General features: G+C 63.7%; 14 protein-coding genes and 1 pseudogene. 8 read left to right on the top strand and 7 right to left on the bottom strand.

Features of this window, described 5'->3' with window-relative positions:
- Nucleotides 1–103 precede the first annotated feature (103 nt).
- The 4 genes from PMI20_RS10030 to PMI20_RS10015 form a co-directional block, all read right to left on the bottom strand.
- On the bottom strand, nt 104–1,279 hold the full coding sequence (locus PMI20_RS10030) for a M20 aminoacylase family protein (RefSeq protein WP_007926551.1): 1,176 nt from the start codon (nt 1,277–1,279) through the stop codon (nt 104–106).
- A 213-nt stretch (nt 1,280–1,492) separates the two neighbouring features.
- Nucleotides 1,493–1,822 carry a hypothetical protein gene (locus PMI20_RS10025; protein ID WP_007926552.1) on the bottom strand — a complete coding sequence of 110 codons (330 nt, stop codon included), beginning with the start codon at nt 1,820–1,822 and terminating at the stop codon, nt 1,493–1,495.
- Nucleotides 1,819–2,916: a serine hydrolase domain-containing protein gene (locus tag PMI20_RS10020; protein WP_007926553.1), complete on the bottom strand. Its 1,098-nt coding sequence runs from the start codon at nt 2,914–2,916 to the stop codon at nt 1,819–1,821. The genes PMI20_RS10025 and PMI20_RS10020 overlap by 4 nt, the downstream gene beginning before the upstream one ends.
- A gap of 165 nt (nt 2,917–3,081) precedes the next feature.
- The gene (locus PMI20_RS10015; RefSeq protein ID WP_007926554.1) at nt 3,082–3,957 is read right to left on the bottom strand and encodes an acyl-CoA dehydrogenase family protein; all 876 of its coding nucleotides are present in this window, start codon (nt 3,955–3,957) and stop codon (nt 3,082–3,084) included.
- Between the two features lie 140 nt (nt 3,958–4,097).
- Here PMI20_RS10015 and olsB point away from each other — a divergent pair, with 140 nt between their 5' ends.
- Entirely contained in the window at nt 4,098–4,853 is a 756-nt protein-coding gene (gene olsB, locus PMI20_RS10010; RefSeq protein WP_007926556.1) for an L-ornithine N(alpha)-acyltransferase, read from the top strand.
- A complete protein-coding gene (locus tag PMI20_RS10005; RefSeq protein ID WP_007926558.1) occupies nt 4,853–5,647 on the top strand; it encodes a lysophospholipid acyltransferase family protein in 795 nt (264 codons plus the stop codon). The genes olsB and PMI20_RS10005 overlap by 1 nt, the downstream gene beginning before the upstream one ends.
- Before the next feature lie 27 nt (nt 5,648–5,674).
- On the opposite strand, the gene PMI20_RS10000 is transcribed toward PMI20_RS10005, so the two are convergent.
- The gene (locus tag PMI20_RS10000) at nt 5,675–6,256 is read right to left on the bottom strand and encodes an acyl carrier protein phosphodiesterase (RefSeq protein ID WP_007926560.1); all 582 of its coding nucleotides are present in this window, start codon (nt 6,254–6,256) and stop codon (nt 5,675–5,677) included.
- Nucleotides 6,257–6,409: 153 nt separating this feature from the next.
- On the opposite strand from PMI20_RS10000, the gene PMI20_RS09995 reads away from it, so the two are divergent.
- Genes PMI20_RS09995 through PMI20_RS09985 form a run of 3 tightly spaced genes read left to right on the top strand, consistent with a single transcriptional unit; the run spans nt 6,410 to nt 8,982 of the window.
- A complete protein-coding gene (locus tag PMI20_RS09995) occupies nt 6,410–6,724 on the top strand; it encodes an ArsR/SmtB family transcription factor (protein ID WP_007926562.1) in 315 nt (104 codons plus the stop codon).
- 13 nt (nt 6,725–6,737) lie between these two features.
- A complete protein-coding gene (locus PMI20_RS09990) occupies nt 6,738–7,904 on the top strand; it encodes an MFS transporter (RefSeq protein ID WP_007926564.1) in 1,167 nt (388 codons plus the stop codon).
- 28 nt (nt 7,905–7,932) lie between these two features.
- Complete coding sequence (locus PMI20_RS09985; protein ID WP_007926565.1) at nt 7,933–8,982, top strand: alkene reductase; 1,050 nt, start codon at nt 7,933–7,935, stop codon at nt 8,980–8,982.
- A gap of 76 nt (nt 8,983–9,058) precedes the next feature.
- Here the strand turns inward: PMI20_RS09985 and PMI20_RS09980 are convergent, their stop codons facing one another.
- On the bottom strand, nt 9,059–9,946 hold the full coding sequence (locus PMI20_RS09980; RefSeq protein WP_007926567.1) for a DMT family transporter: 888 nt from the start codon (nt 9,944–9,946) through the stop codon (nt 9,059–9,061).
- Nucleotides 9,947–10,108: 162 nt separating this feature from the next.
- Nucleotides 10,109–10,741, bottom strand: a complete 633-nt coding sequence (gene emhR / locus PMI20_RS09975; RefSeq protein WP_007926568.1) for an efflux system transcriptional repressor EmhR — start codon at nt 10,739–10,741, stop codon at nt 10,109–10,111.
- Between the two features lie 264 nt (nt 10,742–11,005).
- Between emhR and emhA the strand changes: the two genes are divergently transcribed.
- From emhA to adeC, 3 genes and pseudogenes are all read left to right on the top strand, one after another.
- A complete protein-coding gene (gene emhA, locus PMI20_RS09970; protein WP_007926570.1) occupies nt 11,006–12,163 on the top strand; it encodes an efflux RND transporter periplasmic adaptor subunit EmhA in 1,158 nt (385 codons plus the stop codon).
- Between the two features lie 3 nt (nt 12,164–12,166).
- Nucleotides 12,167–15,312: pseudogene (emhB, locus tag PMI20_RS09965) on the top strand (efflux RND transporter permease subunit EmhB).
- Nucleotides 15,309–16,769: an AdeC/AdeK/OprM family multidrug efflux complex outer membrane factor gene (gene adeC / locus PMI20_RS09960; RefSeq protein ID WP_007926574.1), complete on the top strand. Its 1,461-nt coding sequence runs from the start codon at nt 15,309–15,311 to the stop codon at nt 16,767–16,769. The pseudogene emhB and the gene adeC overlap by 4 nt, the downstream one beginning before the upstream one ends.
- The last annotated feature ends 227 nt before the right edge of the window (nt 16,770–16,996 follow it).

Below are 16,996 nucleotides of genomic sequence, written 5' to 3'. Positions count from 1 at the left end.
CTGTCCTTCTATTCTTGTCGGGCCTCTCGGGTAACGAGTCGGGCCCTTATGGGAAGTGCCGGGCGCCACGGCGCCCGATTCAGCGGCAGAAGAAAGGGAAAACTCAGGCCGGCTCGAGCCAGCTCTCGGCCAGTGCGGCCCAATAGGCGGCGCCAGTCAGCAGGATGTCGTCGTTGAAGTCGTAGCCGGGGTTGTGGACCATCGGCCGGGACAGGCCGTTGCCGATGAACAGGTAGCTGCCGGGACAGCGTTGCAGCATCCAGGCGAAGTCTTCACTGCCCATCAGCTTGCGCGTATTGCCGTCGACCGCCTGCTCGCCCAGCAGCGCCACACCCACCTGGCGGGCGAATTCGGTCTGCTCCGGGCTGTTGACCAGCACCGGATAGGCCGGGCGGTGTTCGATGCTGGCCGAGCAGCCGAAGCTCTGGGCCTGGGTGTGGATGATCGCCTTGACCCGTTCGAGCATCTGCTCGCGCACTGGTGCGTTCAGCGCCCGCAGGCTCAGGCGCAGCAGCGCCTGTTGCGCAATGACGTTGGCCGCCTCGCCGGCCTGCAGCGCACCGACCGTCACCACCGCCGCCTCCTGGGCATCGATGTTGCGCGCCACCACGGTTTGCAAGGCCATCACCACACTGGCCGCCGCCACCAGCGGGTCGACCGTCAGGTGCGGCATCGAACCATGCCCGCCCACGCCTTCAAGGGTCACGGTGAGCAGGTCCTGGGAGGCCATCATCGGCCCTTGGCGAAACCCCAGGTGACCGGCCGGCAGCCCCGGCATGTTGTGCATGCCGAACAGCGCGTCGCAGGGGAAACGCTCCAGCAGGCCGTCGGCGAGCATCGCTTCGGCGCCGCCCTGGCCTTCTTCGGCCGGCTGGAAAATCAGGGTCAGGGTGCCCTCGAACTGGCGCGTGGCCGCCAGGTAACGCGCCGCGCCGAGGAGCATGGCGGTGTGGCCGTCGTGCCCGCAGGCATGCATGCAACCGCTGTGGCGGCTGCTGTAGGCCACGCCGCTGTTCTCGATGATCGGCAAGGCGTCCATGTCGGCGCGCAGGCCAAGCCTGCGCGGGCTGTTGCCATTGCGCAGCACAGCGACCACGCCGGTCTTGCCGATACCGCTATGCACTTCGTAACCCCACTCCTCCAGGGAGCGGGCGACCAGCGCCGAGGTGCGGTTCTCCTCGAAACCGAGCTCGGGATGGGCGTGGATGTCCTGGCGCACGGCGCGCAGGTCGCTGGCGACGTCGTCGAGCCAGGCAAAGATATGCGGGAAACGGGTCATGACGTATCTCCTCGGGCCGGGTGTAATCCCGTTCTTTTTTTCGGAGCGTCTCACGGTGCGGCAAGGCGTGATCGCGGCGTGCCCTCAGATAACCGCGAGCCGTCGCCCGCGACAATCAAATGTGGTTCCACAGGGTGGAACCTTGTGCGGGGAGCCAATAAGCATGGGGCTGGAAGCCCCGGGAAAGGATTACCGATCGTTGCGCGGCGCCGTTCAGGGCTCCAGTCGACAGCCCTGGCGTTCGCCCAGCCAGACCGCGCTGTGGCTGCGCCCCAGGCCGCTGGCGCTGACCCGCTTGTGCTCGGCATCGTCCTGCAGGCTTTTCAGTGGCAGGTACTGCTGCACATAACCTGCGCAGTACTCGGCGGCGTTACGCATCACGTACCGGCAGGAGCAGTACTCCTTGGCGCTGTAGGCGCTGAGGATGTCCGGGAAGGCCCGCAGGGCGACCCGCTCACTCCAACCCCAGCCGAGCAAGGCCAACAGCGCCAGCAACAGCAGGCTGCCAAAAGGATGGCGCAGGACCCACGGGCGCCGGCTCATGGCTGCACCTGCCGGGCGAAGGCCGCCAGCGCCAGCTTGAGCAATGTGTTGTGGCTATAGCTGCCGTCGCGGTCATCGGCATAACGCACGATCACCAGCCCGGCGCTGGGAATCACGTACAACGCCTGCCCCCAATGGCCCAGTGCCGCGAAGGTATCGGCCGGCGCATCCGGCCAGGGCGACGGGGCTCCGCCGACGGCGCGGTTGAGCCACCAATGACCGCCGGGCACCAGTTCGTCCTGATTGGCCTGATAACCGGCGAACGGCGTGCGATTGAATTCGACCCAGTCCCTGGGCAGCAACTGGCGCTCGCCCCAACGCCCATCGCGCAGCATCAACAAACCGACCCGCGCCAGATCGCGGGCAGTGAGGTAGGCATAGGAGGAACCAACGAAGGTGCCGGTGGCGTCGCTTTCCCACACGGCGTGGGTAATGCCCAGGGGCTCGAACAGCGCCTGCCACGGGTAATCGGCATAACGCCGGGCGCCCAGCATGCCTTTCAGGGCCGCCGACAGCAGGTTGCTGTCGCCGCTGGAATAGCGAAACACCTGCCCCGGCGGGCTGAAGGCCGGGTGCTCGGCGGTAAAGCTCGCCATATCGCCGTGGCCGCGGGTGTAGAGCATGGCCACCACCGAGGACTTGAGGGGCGCGTACTCGTAATCCTCCTGCCAGTCCAGGCCCGAGGCCCAGTGCAGCAGGTCAGCCATGCGGACATCCGGGTGCTGGCGCAACGCCGGAAGAAAGCGGGCGGCCTTGTCCTGCAACTGGAAACGCCCTTCGCCATAGGCCACGCCCAGCACCGCGGCCAACAGGCTCTTGCTGATGGACCAGGTCAGGTGCGGGGTGTCGGCGTTGGTCGGGCCGGCGTAACGCTCATAGATCAACTGGCCGTCGCGGATCACCAGCAAGGCGTCGCTGCGGATGCCCAGGCGGGTCGCCTCGTTCCGGGGCGCGAAGGCATAAGCCTCCAATGCCTCAAGGGCCGGGCCGCTGGCTGCGGGCCCCTTGCTCCATTGCGCGCCGGGCCAGTTCTCGGCCCAGGCGGGTGGGAGCATCAACAGCAACGCAAGCAGCAGGGTCGAGCCTTTGAGCATGGCGGGAACTCGGACTGGGCAACCTGCTGAGGGTAGACCAGGGAGATGACAGTTTTTGTCCGGCCGATGGTCCTGCAAACCTATCGCGAGCAAGCTCGCTCCTACAGAAAAGCGACGCTGCTTATGTAGGAGCTTGCTCGCGATGGGCCGCGCAGCGGCCCCTCCTTATAGAGCCAGAGCCTTGGCCAGGCGTTTGCTCCGCGCCCCCGCCGCCAGGTCCAGCACCGCCCGATCGCGCTTCCACAATTCGGCCCACTGCGGCGGGCCATCGGCAAAGGCCTGCTCAAGGGCCGGCTTGAGCCCGTCGAACTGGGCGAACAGGCCTCCCAGCAACACATGCCCGCTGCCCAGCGACGGGCTCTGCCGGCTGACTTCCGCGCAACCGGCAAGCAAGGCCAGCAATTGCAGGAGCAGGGTCTGCGGCCAGTCGTTGTCCTGGCCGACGCCATACAGCCAGGCGGTCATGGCGCTGAGTACATAGATGTCTTCCAGGGTGCGGAAGGGTTTGACGTAGGCATCCCAACCGTCGCCCGCCAACAGCTCGCACAGGGCGTTATCCAGTTGCAGGCGGCCGTGGCTGATGTCCGGCATCAGCGGGATCGCCGGCAGCTTGTCGACCTTGACCCCGGGCTCGCCAGCATGGACCACCGCCAGGCTCAGGCGCTGCGACTCGCCTGGCGCTTCGCAGCGGGCGGCGATCAGCAGCCAGTCGGCGGCATCGCCGGCGGTGACAAAATCCTTGCGCCCGTTCAGGTGCAGGTCCTGCAGGCGGGTCTGCATGTCGGCCGGGCGCAGGCTGCGCTGCTCGGTGGCGCACAGCGCACCCAGGCTCAGCGGCGCGCTGGGCCAGAGCATGCGCAAGGCCGCCTGGTAGCCCACCAGGAAGGCCAACCCCGGGGTGGCCATCAACCGCCCACCGCGCACCGCCAGTTCGAAGGGCGTCACCGGTCCCAGTTCCTGTAACAACGCGGCATAACCTTCGGCCAGGTCCGGGTGGGCGGGCAGTCGGCGACGGCTGTGCAGCAGGGCTTGCCAGGGCATAAGCGGGTCCTCAGGGGCTGTCATATAAGCATCACCAAAGCTTCATGGCGATGACACCGGGGCTACATAGCCTGACTTTGCACAACAAAGTCGATCGGCTGCAACCCAAGGCGGGTCAGTGGCCCGCACGGAGATTCACAATGACTCAGATCGCCCGCATCAGCGACACCGGCAATGAACGCCGCCTGCAAGCCGAGCGCCTGGTTGGCGCCGCGGCCCTGCAAGAAGCCCAGGCCCTGCGCTTCAACGTCTTCAGCGGCGAGTTCAACGCCAAACTGAAAGGCGCGGAACTGGGTCTGGACATGGATGACTATGATGTCCACTGCAGCCACATCGGCGTACGTGACTTGAACAGCGGCCGCCTGGTCGCCACCACCCGCCTGCTCGACCACCAGGCCGCCAGCAGCCTGGGGCGTTTCTACAGCGAAGAAGAATTCAGCCTGCACGGCCTGGTCCAGCTCAAGGGCCCGATCCTCGAGATCGGCCGCACCTGCGTCGACCCGGCCTACCGCAACGGCGGCACCATCGCCGTGCTCTGGGGCGAGCTGGCCGAAGTGCTCAACCAGGGCGGCTACAGCTACCTGATGGGCTGCGCCAGCATCCCGATGCAGGACGGCGGCGTGCAGGCCCACGCGATCATGCAGCGCCTGCGCGAGCGCTACCTGTGCACCGAGCACCTGCGCGCCGAACCGAAGAACCCGCTGCCGAACCTCGATATCCCGTCCAACGTCATCGCCGAGATGCCGCCGCTGCTCAAGGCCTACATGCGCCTGGGCGCGAAGATCTGCGGCGAGCCGTGCTGGGACCAGGATTTCCAGGTGGCCGACGTGTTCATCCTGCTCAAGCGCGATGAGCTGTGCCCGCGCTACGCCCGTCACTTCAAGGCGGCCGTGTGATGCGCCGGCTACGGGTCTACGGGCGCATCGCCCGGGTGCTGCTGGTGGTGGCGCTGGGCCTGAGCATGGCCAGTGTGTTCGGCGTGTTCGAGCGCCTGGGCGTCGCCCATTCCATGGTCCGGCGCCAGCGCTGGTCGCGCTTTTTCATGGCGCGCCTGAGCAATGCCCTGCCCTTCGGCGTGACGGTGCACGGCGAGGTGCCGAAGCAGCCGATGCTGTGGGTCAGCAATCACGTGTCCTGGACCGATATCCCGTTGCTCGGTGCGCTGACACCGCTGTCGTTCCTGTCCAAGGCCGAAGTGCGCACCTGGCCGGTCGCCGGCTGGCTGGCCGCCAAGGCGGGCAGCCTGTTTATCCGCCGCGGTTCGGGCGACAGTCAGTTGATCCGCAAGCAGATGACCCGCCATCTGCAGCAAACCCACCCGCTGCTGATGTTCCCCGAAGGCACCACCACCGACGGCCGCAGCCTGCGCACTTTCCACGGTCGCCTGCTGGCCAGCGCCATCGACGCCGACGTGGCGTTGCAGCCGGTGGCCATTCGTTACCTGCGCGATGGCGATATCGATCCGCTGGCGCCGTTCATCGGCGACGACGACTTGCTGTCGCACCTGATGCGTTTGTTCGCCAACGATCAGGGCCGGGTGGAAATCCATCTGCTCAAGCCGATTGCCTGTCAGGGCCAGGAGCGCGCCGCGCTGGCGTTCCAGGCGCAACAGGCGGTGCAGAAGGTTCTGTTTGGCGACATCGCCCAGCCAGCCGAGCCACGGCGTGCCGGCGACCTGATCGCCGCCTGAGCCTGGAGGAGCCGGCCTTGCCGGCTCCTACCGCGGCTGCATATGTTGCGCGGCGAACGCCTGCAACTGCGGGTAGAACGCCCGGAAGTCTTCGCTCAACGGCTGATACAGCCGCTCCAGCTCGCCCATCGCCGCCGCCAGCTCTTCCGGGCGTGACAGGCGCCGGGCAATCCCCCGCAACACCTGCTCCAGCACCTCGAACTCACGGTAGGAACCCAGCCAGTCATGGGCGGCCATATGCGGCGCGATCTGCGCCAGACGCCCAGGCAACCGGGGTTCGGCCGCCAGCACCCGGTACACGTCCGAAGTGAACAACTCCAACGGCCGGTCGGCATAAAGCGCCCAGTCCCGGGCCAGGCAGTGGTCGAAAAACACGTCCAGCACGATGCCGGCATAACGCCGGCGGGTCAGGGAAAAACGCGACAGCGACTCGCCCACCAACGGATGACGGTCGGTAAAGATATCGATGCTGCGATGCAGCTGGATCGCCGCCTCGATTTCCGGGTCGAACTGGCCCTGCAGGCGCCCTTTGACGAAGTCGCCATACAAACTGCCGAGTAATTGACCGGGGCGCTGGCCGCCGAGATGCAGATGTGCGAGATAATTCATTCGCGCAGCTTAGCACCGCGCCTCACATATCGTTATAACCCGATATACCGATTAACGCTGATCTCAGATCAAAATCATATTGGTATATCGCTAAATAGCGATTTAAAGTTCGCCTCATCGCGATATAACGTTTTACGGAAAACGAGCACCGCCATGTCCATCGACCTCGACGAAATAATAAAAGCCCTGGCGCACCCAGTACGACGAGACATCCTTATCTGGCTCAAGGACCCGAAGGTCCAGTTCCCCGATCAGACCCACAACCACGAGTACGGCATCTGCGCCGGACAGATCGACCAACGCTGCGGCCTGTCGCAGTCGACCGTCTCCGCGCACCTGGCGACCTTGCAGCGGGCCGGCCTGATCAGCAGCCAGAAAGCCGGCCAGTGGCACTTTTTCAAACGCAACGAAGATGTGATCCAGGCCTTCCTCGAGAAGCTGACCGCAGAACTTCGCATCAAAGACTGACAAGGACCCGACAATGCCCCTCTCGCTCCTCATCCTGGCCTTGAGCGCCTTCGCCATCGGCACCACTGAGTTCGTCATCATGGGCCTGCTGCCCGATGTGGCGAACGACCTGGGTGTGTCGATCCCCGGCGCCGGCTGGCTGGTGACCGGCTACGCCCTGGGCGTGGCGATCGGCGCGCCGTTCATGGCCCTGGCCACCGCCAGGCTGCCGCGCAAGGCCGCCCTGGTGGCGCTGATGGGGATTTTCATTGTCGGCAACCTGTTGTGTGCGCTGGCCAGTGACTACGACGTGCTGATGTTCGCCCGTGTGGTCACCGCCCTGTGCCATGGCGCCTTCTTTGGTATCGGTTCGGTGGTCGCGGCAGGCCTGGTGCCCGCCAACAAGCGTGCCTCCGCCGTGGCCCTGATGTTCACCGGCCTGACCCTGGCCAACGTGCTCGGCGTACCGCTGGGCACCGCCCTGGGCCAGCAGGCCGGCTGGCGTTCGACCTTCTGGGCGGTGACCGTGATCGGCGTGATTGCCCTGATCGGCCTGATCCGCTTCCTGCCCGCCAAGCGCGACGAAGAGAAGCTCGACATGCGTTCGGAACTGATCGCCCTCAAGGGCGCCGGGATCTGGCTGTCGCTGAGCATGACCGCGCTGTTCTCCGCCTCGGTGTTCACCCTGTTCACCTATGTCGCCCCGTTGCTGGGCGAGGTGACCGGCGTCTCGCCCCAGGGCGTGACCTGGACCCTGGTGCTGATCGGCCTGGGCCTGACCCTGGGCAACATCATCGGCGGCAAGATGGCCGACAAGAGCCTGTCGGGAACCCTGGTCGGCGTGCTGATCGCCATGGCCGTGACCAGTTCCGTGCTGACCTGGACCAGCGTCGCGCTGATTCCCACCGAAGTCACCCTGTTCCTCTGGGCCACCGCCTGCTTCGCCGCGGTGCCCGCCCTGCAGGTCAACGTGGTGACCTTCGGCAAGGCCGCGCCGAACCTAGTGTCCACGCTGAACATCGGCGCCTTCAACATCGGCAACGCCCTGGGCGCCTGGGTCGGCGGCAGCGTCATCGCCCACGGCTACGGCCTGGTCAACGTGCCGCTGGCGGCCGCCGCGCTGGCGGTCCTGGCCCTGCTGGTGACGCTGATTACCTTTCGCCAGGGCGGCAATGCCGAACTGGCTCCTGCCACCAACTGATACGTTCATCTAAAGAAGGGTGTATTTCATGACGACTATTTTCGATCCGATCAAACTCGGCGACCTCGAGCTGGCCAACCGCATCATCATGGCGCCGCTGACCCGCTGCCGCGCCGACGAAGGCCGCGTACCGAACGCGCTGATGGCCGAGTACTACGTACAACGCGCCTCCGCCGGCCTGATCCTCAGCGAGGCCACCTCGGTGACCCCGATAGGCGTGGGTTACCCGGACACCCCAGGCATCTGGTCCAACGACCAGGTGCGCGGCTGGAGCAACGTGACCAAGGCCGTTCACGGCGCGGGCGGCAAGATCTTCCTGCAACTGTGGCACGTGGGCCGGATCTCCCACCCGAGCTATCTGAACGGCGAAGCGCCGGTCGCGCCCAGCGCCATCCAGCCCAAGGGCCACGTCAGCCTGGTGCGCCCGCTGGCCGACTTCCCGACCCCGCGCGCCCTGGAAACCGCTGAAATCGCCGACATCGTCGACGCCTACCGTGTCGGTGCCGAGAACGCCAAGGCCGCCGGCTTCGACGGCGTGGAAATCCACGGCGCCAACGGCTACCTGCTCGACCAGTTCCTGCAAAGCTCCACCAACCAGCGCACCGACCAGTACGGCGGCTCCCTGGAAAACCGTGCGCGGCTGATGCTGGAAGTGACTGACGCGGCGATCGAAGTCTGGGGCGCCGGCCGTGTGGGCGTGCACTTGTCGCCCCGTGCCGACCTGCACGACATGGGTGATGAGAACCTCTCGGAAACCTTCACCTACCTCGCCCGCGAGCTGGGCAAACGCGGTATCGCCTTTATCTGCTCGCGCGAGAAAGAAGGCGCCGACAGCCTCGGCCCACAACTGAAAGAAGCCTTCGGCGGCCCCTACATCGCCAACGAACGCTTCACCAAGGACAGCGCCAACGCCTGGCTGGCCAGCGGCAAGGCCGATGCCGTGGCCTTCGGTGTGCCCTTCATCGCCAACCCGGACCTGCCGGCCCGCCTGAAGGCCGATGCACCGCTGAACGACGCGCGTCCCGAGCTGTTCTACGCCAAGGGCCCGGTCGGCTATATCGACTACCCGACACTGTAAGACGCTTCAATAAAAAGCCCCGGACTCGCAAGAGCCGGGGCTTTTTCATTCGCGTTCACCTGAAGGTGGGGCGCGATCAGTCGCGTTTGCGCTGGTCCCAGGCCACGGCCAGGCCGCTGAGGCAGATCACCGCGATCCCGACTATGGCGAAGCTGTCCGGGGTGTGATCGAAAATCAGGTAGCCGTACATGCCGGCGAACAGGATCTGCCCGTAGCTGAATGGCGCCAGCATCGCCGGCGCTGCATGGCGGAAAGCCTGGGTCAGCAACAGGTGGCCGAGCATGCCGCAGGTCCCTAGGCCGATCATGAACAGGGCATGCCCCAGGGTCGGCGTGCTCCAGAAGAACGGCAGCGCCGCGCTCATGATCAGGCTGTTGAGAATCCCGGTGAGGAAGTTGCTGGTGGTGGGGCTGTCGACACCGCTGAGCTTACGGGTGAGTAACTGATAGAAGCCGAAACACAAGGCCGAGCACAGCGGCAGCAGGATCGCCGGGGTGAACAAGGCGCCGCCCGGACGAATCACGATCAATACCCCGACGAAACCGGCCAGCACCGCCAGCCACTGGCTGCGGGTCACCCGCTCGCCCAGCAGCGGCACGGACAAGGCGGTAACCAGCAAAGGCGCGAGGAAGTTGACCGCGGTGGCCTCGGCCAGGGGGATATAACGCAGGCCGGTGGTGAAAAACAGGCTGGTGCCGATCAGGCACAAGGCGCGCAACAGTTGCAGGCCCGGACGCTTGGTACGCACCACGGCGGAGAAACCGCTGCGCGGCACGAACACCACCAGCATCAACAGCGTGTGCACCACATACCGGGCCCAGACCACCATGACGATGGGATAGAACCCGGACAGGTATTTGGACAGGGTGTCATGACTGGCGAACAGCAAAACCGCCAGGCAAATCAGTGCTATACCTTTGACCGGTTGCTCGGTGCCCTTGTAAGCCGCGGTACTCACACTCATTCACATACTCGCAACAATTTCCCTACAAAATACGTAGCTCGCTATCTATCAAGATAAGGTCGGCACGTATATAAAGGCATCCCGGTGAACCGTGACGAATGAAACATCGCGTTTTATAACGCGCAAACGTTGACATCTGCCGACGTAATTCCGCATTTTGTCTTAATTACGCAGGCTGGGACTCAGGCGCAGCATGTCCAATCCGGTATCGATCCAGCGCTCCGCTTCCTTATGGAGTTCGAAACTGTCCGGCGCCAACAGCCACTGATAAAGAATGCCATCAATATAGGCGTGGATGCTGATGGCCGCCCGGGCAGTATCGAGATTCGCGGGCAGTTGTCCCCGCTTCACGGCATTGCGCAACCCCAGCTCGATATGCACGTTGCAATCCAGGCTGGCCGCGCGACGCTGGCGCCGCATGTCGCACATTTCATCGGTGATTTCGCACTTGTGAAACAAAATCTCATTAATGCGTCGGGTTTTCGGGTCCAGGGCAATTTGATGAAACAAATGAATCAGCAGCTTGCGCATGCACCCCAGCGGGTCGACTTCCTCTTCGTCTTCACTGGCCCTGGCCATTTCATTCAACGGCTCGCGCAAGGTATCGAGCATGGCCTGCACCAGATCCGCCTTGTTGCTGAAATGCCAGTAAATAGCTCCACGCGTGACACCGGCCAAAGCCGCGATATCGGCCAGGGTGGTACGCGCCACACCGCGCTCGTAGAAGGCTTTTTCAGCCGCCTCGAGTATCTGTTTGCGGGTTTCTTGAGCTTCCTCTTTGGTACGACGGACCATGGCAGTAAACCTCGATCAGGATGTTTCAGCGATGCATGAAGCTCATCTGAATAAATATGGAACGGCATCTCGGGTGCCGTTTGCCCAGCCTACAATTCGACACTTGCAACGGCTTTTGTAACCGAATGGGTACGCCGCCAAGGTATTTACAAACAACCATGAACGTAAGTATATTCATTAGCAAGCTACTTATCCACTCAGCACTCGTTTTTTACCCTTCCACTTTTCGAGTGCGCATTTTGCGCGCCTGACCCGAGGATCTTCATGCAACTCAAGCCAGCTGTTACCGCTCTGGTCACTGCCGTCGCCCTGGCATCGCTGCTCAGCGGATGTAAAAAGGAAGAGGCGGCTCCCGCCCCACAAGCCCCTCAGGTCGGCGTAGTCACCCTGCAACCTCAAGCCTTTACCCTGACGTCCGAGCTTCCAGGGCGCACCACTGCGTTCCGGATCGCCGAAGTCCGTCCTCAGGTCAACGGCATCATTCTCAAGCGTCTGTTCAAGGAAGGCGGCGACGTCAAGGAAGGTCAGCAGCTCTATCAGATCGATCCGTCGGTCTATGAGTCGACCCTCAAGAGCGCCCAGGCCAACCTGCAATCGACCAAGTCGATCTCCGATCGCTACAAGCAGCTGGTCGACGAGCAAGCCGTAAGCCGCCAGGAATACGACACCGCCGTCGCCAACCGCCTGCAATCGGAAGCCGCGCTGCAGAGCGCCCAGATCGACCTGCGCTACACCAAGGTGCTGTCGCCGATCTCCGGGCGTATCGGCCGTTCTTCGGTCACTGAAGGCGCATTGGTCAGCAACGGTCAGTCCACCGCCATGGCAACCATCCAGCAACTCGACCCGATCTACGTCGACGTCACCCAGTCGTCGGTGGAACTGCTCGAACTGCGCCGCGAGCTGGAAAGCGGTCGCCTGCAGAAGGCTGGCGACAACGCCGCCAAGGTCAAGCTGACCCTGGAAGACGGCAGCCAGTACAAGCTCGACGGCAAGCTGGAGTTCTCCGAAGTGTCGGTCGACGAAACCACCGGTTCCGTGACCCTGCGCGCGGTGTTCCCGAACCCGGAACACACCCTGCTGCCCGGCATGTTCGTGCATGCGCAACTGCAGGCCGGCGTGAATGCCGCGGCGATCCTCGCCCCGCAACAAGGCGTGACCCGCGACCTCAAGGGCACACCGACCGCCCTGGTGGTTGGTCCGGACAACAAGGTTGAACTGCGTCAGCTCAAGGCCAGCCGCACCATCGGCAACCAGTGGCTGATCGAGGACGGCCTGAAGGCCGGTGATCGCCTGATCACCGAAGGGCTGCAATTCGTCCGACCTGGCGTCGAAGTCAAAGCCAGCGAAGCGACCAACGTTCCAGCCAAAAACCCGGCCACTGCACAGGCAACTGACAAAGCTGCAGGCGGCAAAGGGGAGTAAACCATGTCGAAATTTTTTATCGACCGTCCGATTTTCGCCTGGGTAATCGCCCTGGTGATCATGCTGGTCGGGGCTCTATCGATCCTCAAATTGCCGATCAACCAATACCCGAGCATCGCGCCTCCAGCGATCGCCATCTCCGTGACCTACCCAGGCGCTTCCGCACAGACCGTGCAGGACACCGTGGTCCAGGTCATCGAGCAGCAGCTCAACGGTATCGACAACCTGCGTTATGTGTCATCGGAAAGTAACTCCGACGGCAGCATGACCATTACCGCGACCTTCGAGCAGGGCACCAACTCGGACACCGCGCAGGTCCAGGTACAGAACAAGCTGAACCTGGCCACCCCGCTGCTGCCGCAAGAAGTGCAGCAACAGGGTATCCGCGTGACCAAGGCGGTGAAGAACTTCCTGTTGGTGATCGGTGTGGTTTCCGAGGACGGCAGCATGTCCAAGGACGACCTGTCGAACTACATCGTGTCCAACATGCAGGACCCGATCTCGCGGACCGCGGGCGTGGGTGACTTCCAGGTGTTCGGCGCCCAGTACGCCATGCGTATCTGGCTCGACCCGGCCAAGCTGAACAACTTCAACCTGACTCCGGTCGACGTGAAAACCGCCGTGGCGGCGCAGAACGTCCAGGTGTCGTCCGGCCAGATCGGTGGTTTGCCAGCCCTGCCAGGCCAGCAACTGAACGCCACCATCATCGGCAAGACCCGCCTGCAGACTGCCGAGCAGTTCAAGGCGATCCTACTGAAGGTCAACGCGGACGGCTCGCAAGTGCGTCTGGGCGATGTCGCGGATGTGGCCCTGGGGGTGAAAACTACTCCGTCAGTGCCCAGTTCAACGGTGCCCCGGCTTCCGGCCTGGCCGTGAAACTGGCCAACGGCGCCAACGCCCTGGACACCGCCAAGGCCCTGCGCAAGACCATCAGCGACCTGGAGCCGTTCTTCCCGGAAGGGATGAAAGTGGTATTCCCGTACGACACCACCCCGGTGGTGACCGAGTCGATCAAGGGTGTGGTTGAAACCCTGGTCGAAGCGATCGTGCTGGTGTTCCTGGTGATGTTCCTGTTCCTGCAGAACTTCCGCGCCACTGTCATCACCACCATGACCGTTCCGGTGGTGTTGCTGGGTACCTTCGGTATCCTTGCGGCCGCCGGCTTCAGCATCAACACCCTGACCATGTTCGGCATGGTGCTGGCCATCGGCTTGCTGGTGGACGACGCCATCGTCGTGGTGGAAAACGTCGAGCGGGTAATGGCCGAGGAAGGCCTGTCCCCCAAGGAAGCGACCAAGAAGTCCATGGGCCAGATCCAGGGCGCCCTGGTCGGCATTGCCCTGGTGCTGTCGGCGGTACTGCTGCCAATGGCGTTCTTCAGCGGTTCCACCGGTGTGATCTACAAGCAGTTCTCGATCACCGTGGTCTCGGCCATGGCCCTGTCGGTACTGGTTGCCCTGATCTTCACCCCGGCCCTGTGCGCCACCATGCTCAAGGCCATTCCCCACGGCGAACACGCCGCGCCGAAACGCGGCTTCTTCGGCTGGTTCAACCGTACCTTCGACCGCAGCGTCAAAAGCTACGAGCGTGGCGTGGGCAACATCCTGCGGCACAAGGCGCCTTATCTGCTGGCCTACGCGCTGATCGTGGTCGGCATGATCTGGCTGTTCGCCCGCATCCCGACTGCGTTCCTTCCGGAAGAAGACCAGGGCGTACTGTTCGCCCAGGTACAGACCCCGGCCGGCTCCAGTTCCGAGCGAACCCAGGTGGTAGTCGATGAAATGCGCGCCTACCTGCTGGACAAGGAAAAGGACACCGTGGCCTCGGTCTTCACCGTGAACGGCTTCAACTTCGCCGGTCGTGGCCAGAGCTCGGGCATGGCGTTCATCATGCTCAAGCCGTGGGACGAACGCTCCGTGGAAAACAGCGTGTTCAACCTGGCCGCCCGTGCCCAGCAGCACTTCTTCAGCTTCCGTGACGCGATGGTGTTCGCCTTCGCCCCGCCGGCGGTACTGGAGTTGGGTAACGCCACCGGTTTCGACGTGTTCCTGCAGGACCGCGCCGGTATCGGCCACGAGAAACTGATGGAAGCGCGCAACCAGTTCCTCGGCATGGCGGCGCAAAGCAAGATCCTGTCCCAGGTGCGTCCGAACGGCCTGAACGACGAGCCGCAGTACCAACTGGAAATCGATGATGAGAAGGCCAGCGCCCTGGGCGTGACCATCTCCGACATCAACAACACCTTGTCGATTGCCCTGGGCAGTAGCTACGTCAACGACTTCATCGACCGCGGTCGGGTGAAGAAGGTGTACATCCAGGGTCAGCCTAACGCTCGCATGAGCCCCGAGGACCTGAAGAAGTGGTACGTGCGCAACAGCGCCGGGACCATGGTGCCGTTCGCCTCCTTCGCCAAGGGCACGTGGATCTACGGTTCGCCGAAACTGGCCCGTTACAACGGCGTGGAAGCGGTGGAAGTCCTGGGTGCCCCGGCACCGGGCTACAGTACCGGTGAAGCCATGGCCGAAGTCGAAGCCATCGCCAAGAAGCTGCCGGCCGGTGTCGGTATCTCCTGGACCGGTCTGTCCTACGAGGAACGTCTGTCGGGCTCGCAGGCACCTGCGCTGTACGCCTTGTCGCTGCTGATGGTGTTCCTGTGTCTGGCGGCGCTGTATGAAAGCTGGTCGATTCCGATCGCGGTCATGCTGGTGGTGCCGCTGGGGATCATCGGTGCGCTGATGGCAACCAGCCTGCGCGGCCTGTCCAACGACGTGTACTTCCAGGTGGGGCTGTTGGTGACCATCGGCCTGGCGGCGAAAAACGCCATTCTGATCGTCGAGTTCGCCAAGGAACTGCACGAAGAGGGCCGCAGCCTGGTGGACGCGGCGATCGAAGCCTGCCGCATGCGTCTGCGTCCGATCGTCATGACCTCCCTGGCCTTCGTGCTCGGTGTGGTACCGCTGGCCATCTCCACCGGCGCCGGCTCGGGTAGCCAGCATGCGATCGGTACAGGGGTGATTGGCGGTATGCTCACCGCGACTGTCCTGGCGATATTCTGGGTACCTTTGTTCTTCGTCACCGTGTCGTCGATGAGCCGCCGCAAGGCAATCGAAGCGCAAACTACTGAAACTCCTGAAGAGGCTGGCCAATGAGCAAGTCGCTACTCTCCCTCGCAATCACCGCCGCCGTGCTGAGTGGTTGCTCGCTGATACCGGATTATCAGCAGCCGCAAGCGCCGGTCGCGGCGCAATACCCGCAAGGGTCGGCCTATTCGCCTGCGGAGGCTGCCAACCAGGCAGCCGCCGAACAGGGCTGGCGGCAGTTCTTCCATGACCCTGCCCTGCAGCAGCTGATCCAGACCGCGCTGGTGAACAACCGTGACCTGCGGGTCGCGGCGCTGAACATCGACGCTTACGCCGCGCAGTACCAGATCCAGCGCGCGGACCTGTTCCCGGCGATCTCGGCCAACGGCAGCGGCAGCCGTCAACGCACCCCGGCACGGCTGTCGCAGACCGGTGAAGCGGCCATCTCCAGCCAGTACTCGGCAACCCTGGGTGTCAGCGCTTATGAGCTGGACCTGTTCGGTCGCGTTCGCAGCTTGAGCGAGCAGGCCTTGCAGACCTACTTCTCCAGCGAAGAAGCCCGGCGCAGCACGCAGATCAGCCTGGTGGCCAGCGTGGCCAACGCCTACCTGACCTGGCAGGCCGACAAGGAACTGCTCAAGCTGACCCAGGACACCCTTGCGGCCTACGAGGAGAGCTACCGCCTGACCTCGCGCAGCAACGAAGTCGGCGTGGCCTCGGCCCTGGACCTGAGCCAGGCGCGGACCTCGGTGGAAAACGCCCGGGTGCAACTGGCGCGTTATACCCGCCAGGTGGCCCAGGACGAAAACAGCCTGACCCTGCTGCTGGGTACCTCGATCCCGGCCAACCTGCCGAGCCCGCAGCCGTTGTCGGCCGACCTGCTAAGCGAGTTGCCTGCCGGCCTGCCGTCGGAACTGCTGCAACGCCGTCCGGACATCCTCGCCGCCGAGCACAACCTGAAAGCCGCCAACGCCAGTATTGGCGCGGCACGCGCGGCGTTCTTCCCGAGCATCAGCCTGACCGCCAATGCCGGGACCTTGAGCCCGGATATGGGCGGCCTGTTCAAGGGCGGCTCGGGCACCTGGTCGTTCGCGCCGCAGATCAATATCCCGATCTTCAACGCCGGCAGCCTGCGCGCCAGCCTGGATTACTCGAAAATCCAGAAAGACATCAACGTCGCGCAGTACGAGAAGTCCATCCAGACCGCCTTCCAGGAAGTCTCCGATGGCCTGGCCGCACGCCAGACCTACAACCAGCAGTTGCAGGCCCAGCGTGACTTCGTCAATGCCAACCAGGATTACTACCGCCTGGCCGAGCGTCGCTACCGCATCGGTGTCGACAGCAACCTGACCTTCCTCGACGCTCAGCGCTCGCTGTTCAGCGCGCAGCAAGCGTTGATCACCGACCGGCTTGCGCAGCTGACCAGCGAGGTCAACCTGTACAAGGCCCTGGGCGGCGGTTGGAACGAGCAAGGTTCGCAGAAAGCGGAAGTGAGCAAAGAGGCACCGCCACTGAAGCTGTTCTGAGTGCATGACGCTTGAAAAAAACCCACCTTGCGGTGGGTTTTTTTATGGGCCGCAGACCGCCGTCACTTGTGTTCGTTAATCGCCCAAAACCCGCCAAGGCCAATTGAACAGGGTCGTTGATCCAACGCACCATTCCCCGCACCTACAAAAACCAATAACAACAGGTTCGTCATCATGACCCCGCGCCCTGCCCGCTCCGGCTGATTCCGTTCCATCCACCCTCCCGG

Origin of the sequence: Pseudomonas sp. GM17 (assembly GCF_000282175.2) — a bacterium.
GTDB lineage: Bacteria > Pseudomonadota > Gammaproteobacteria > Pseudomonadales > Pseudomonadaceae > Aquipseudomonas > Aquipseudomonas chlororaphis.
This window is presented reverse-complemented; position numbering and strand designations above follow the sequence as displayed.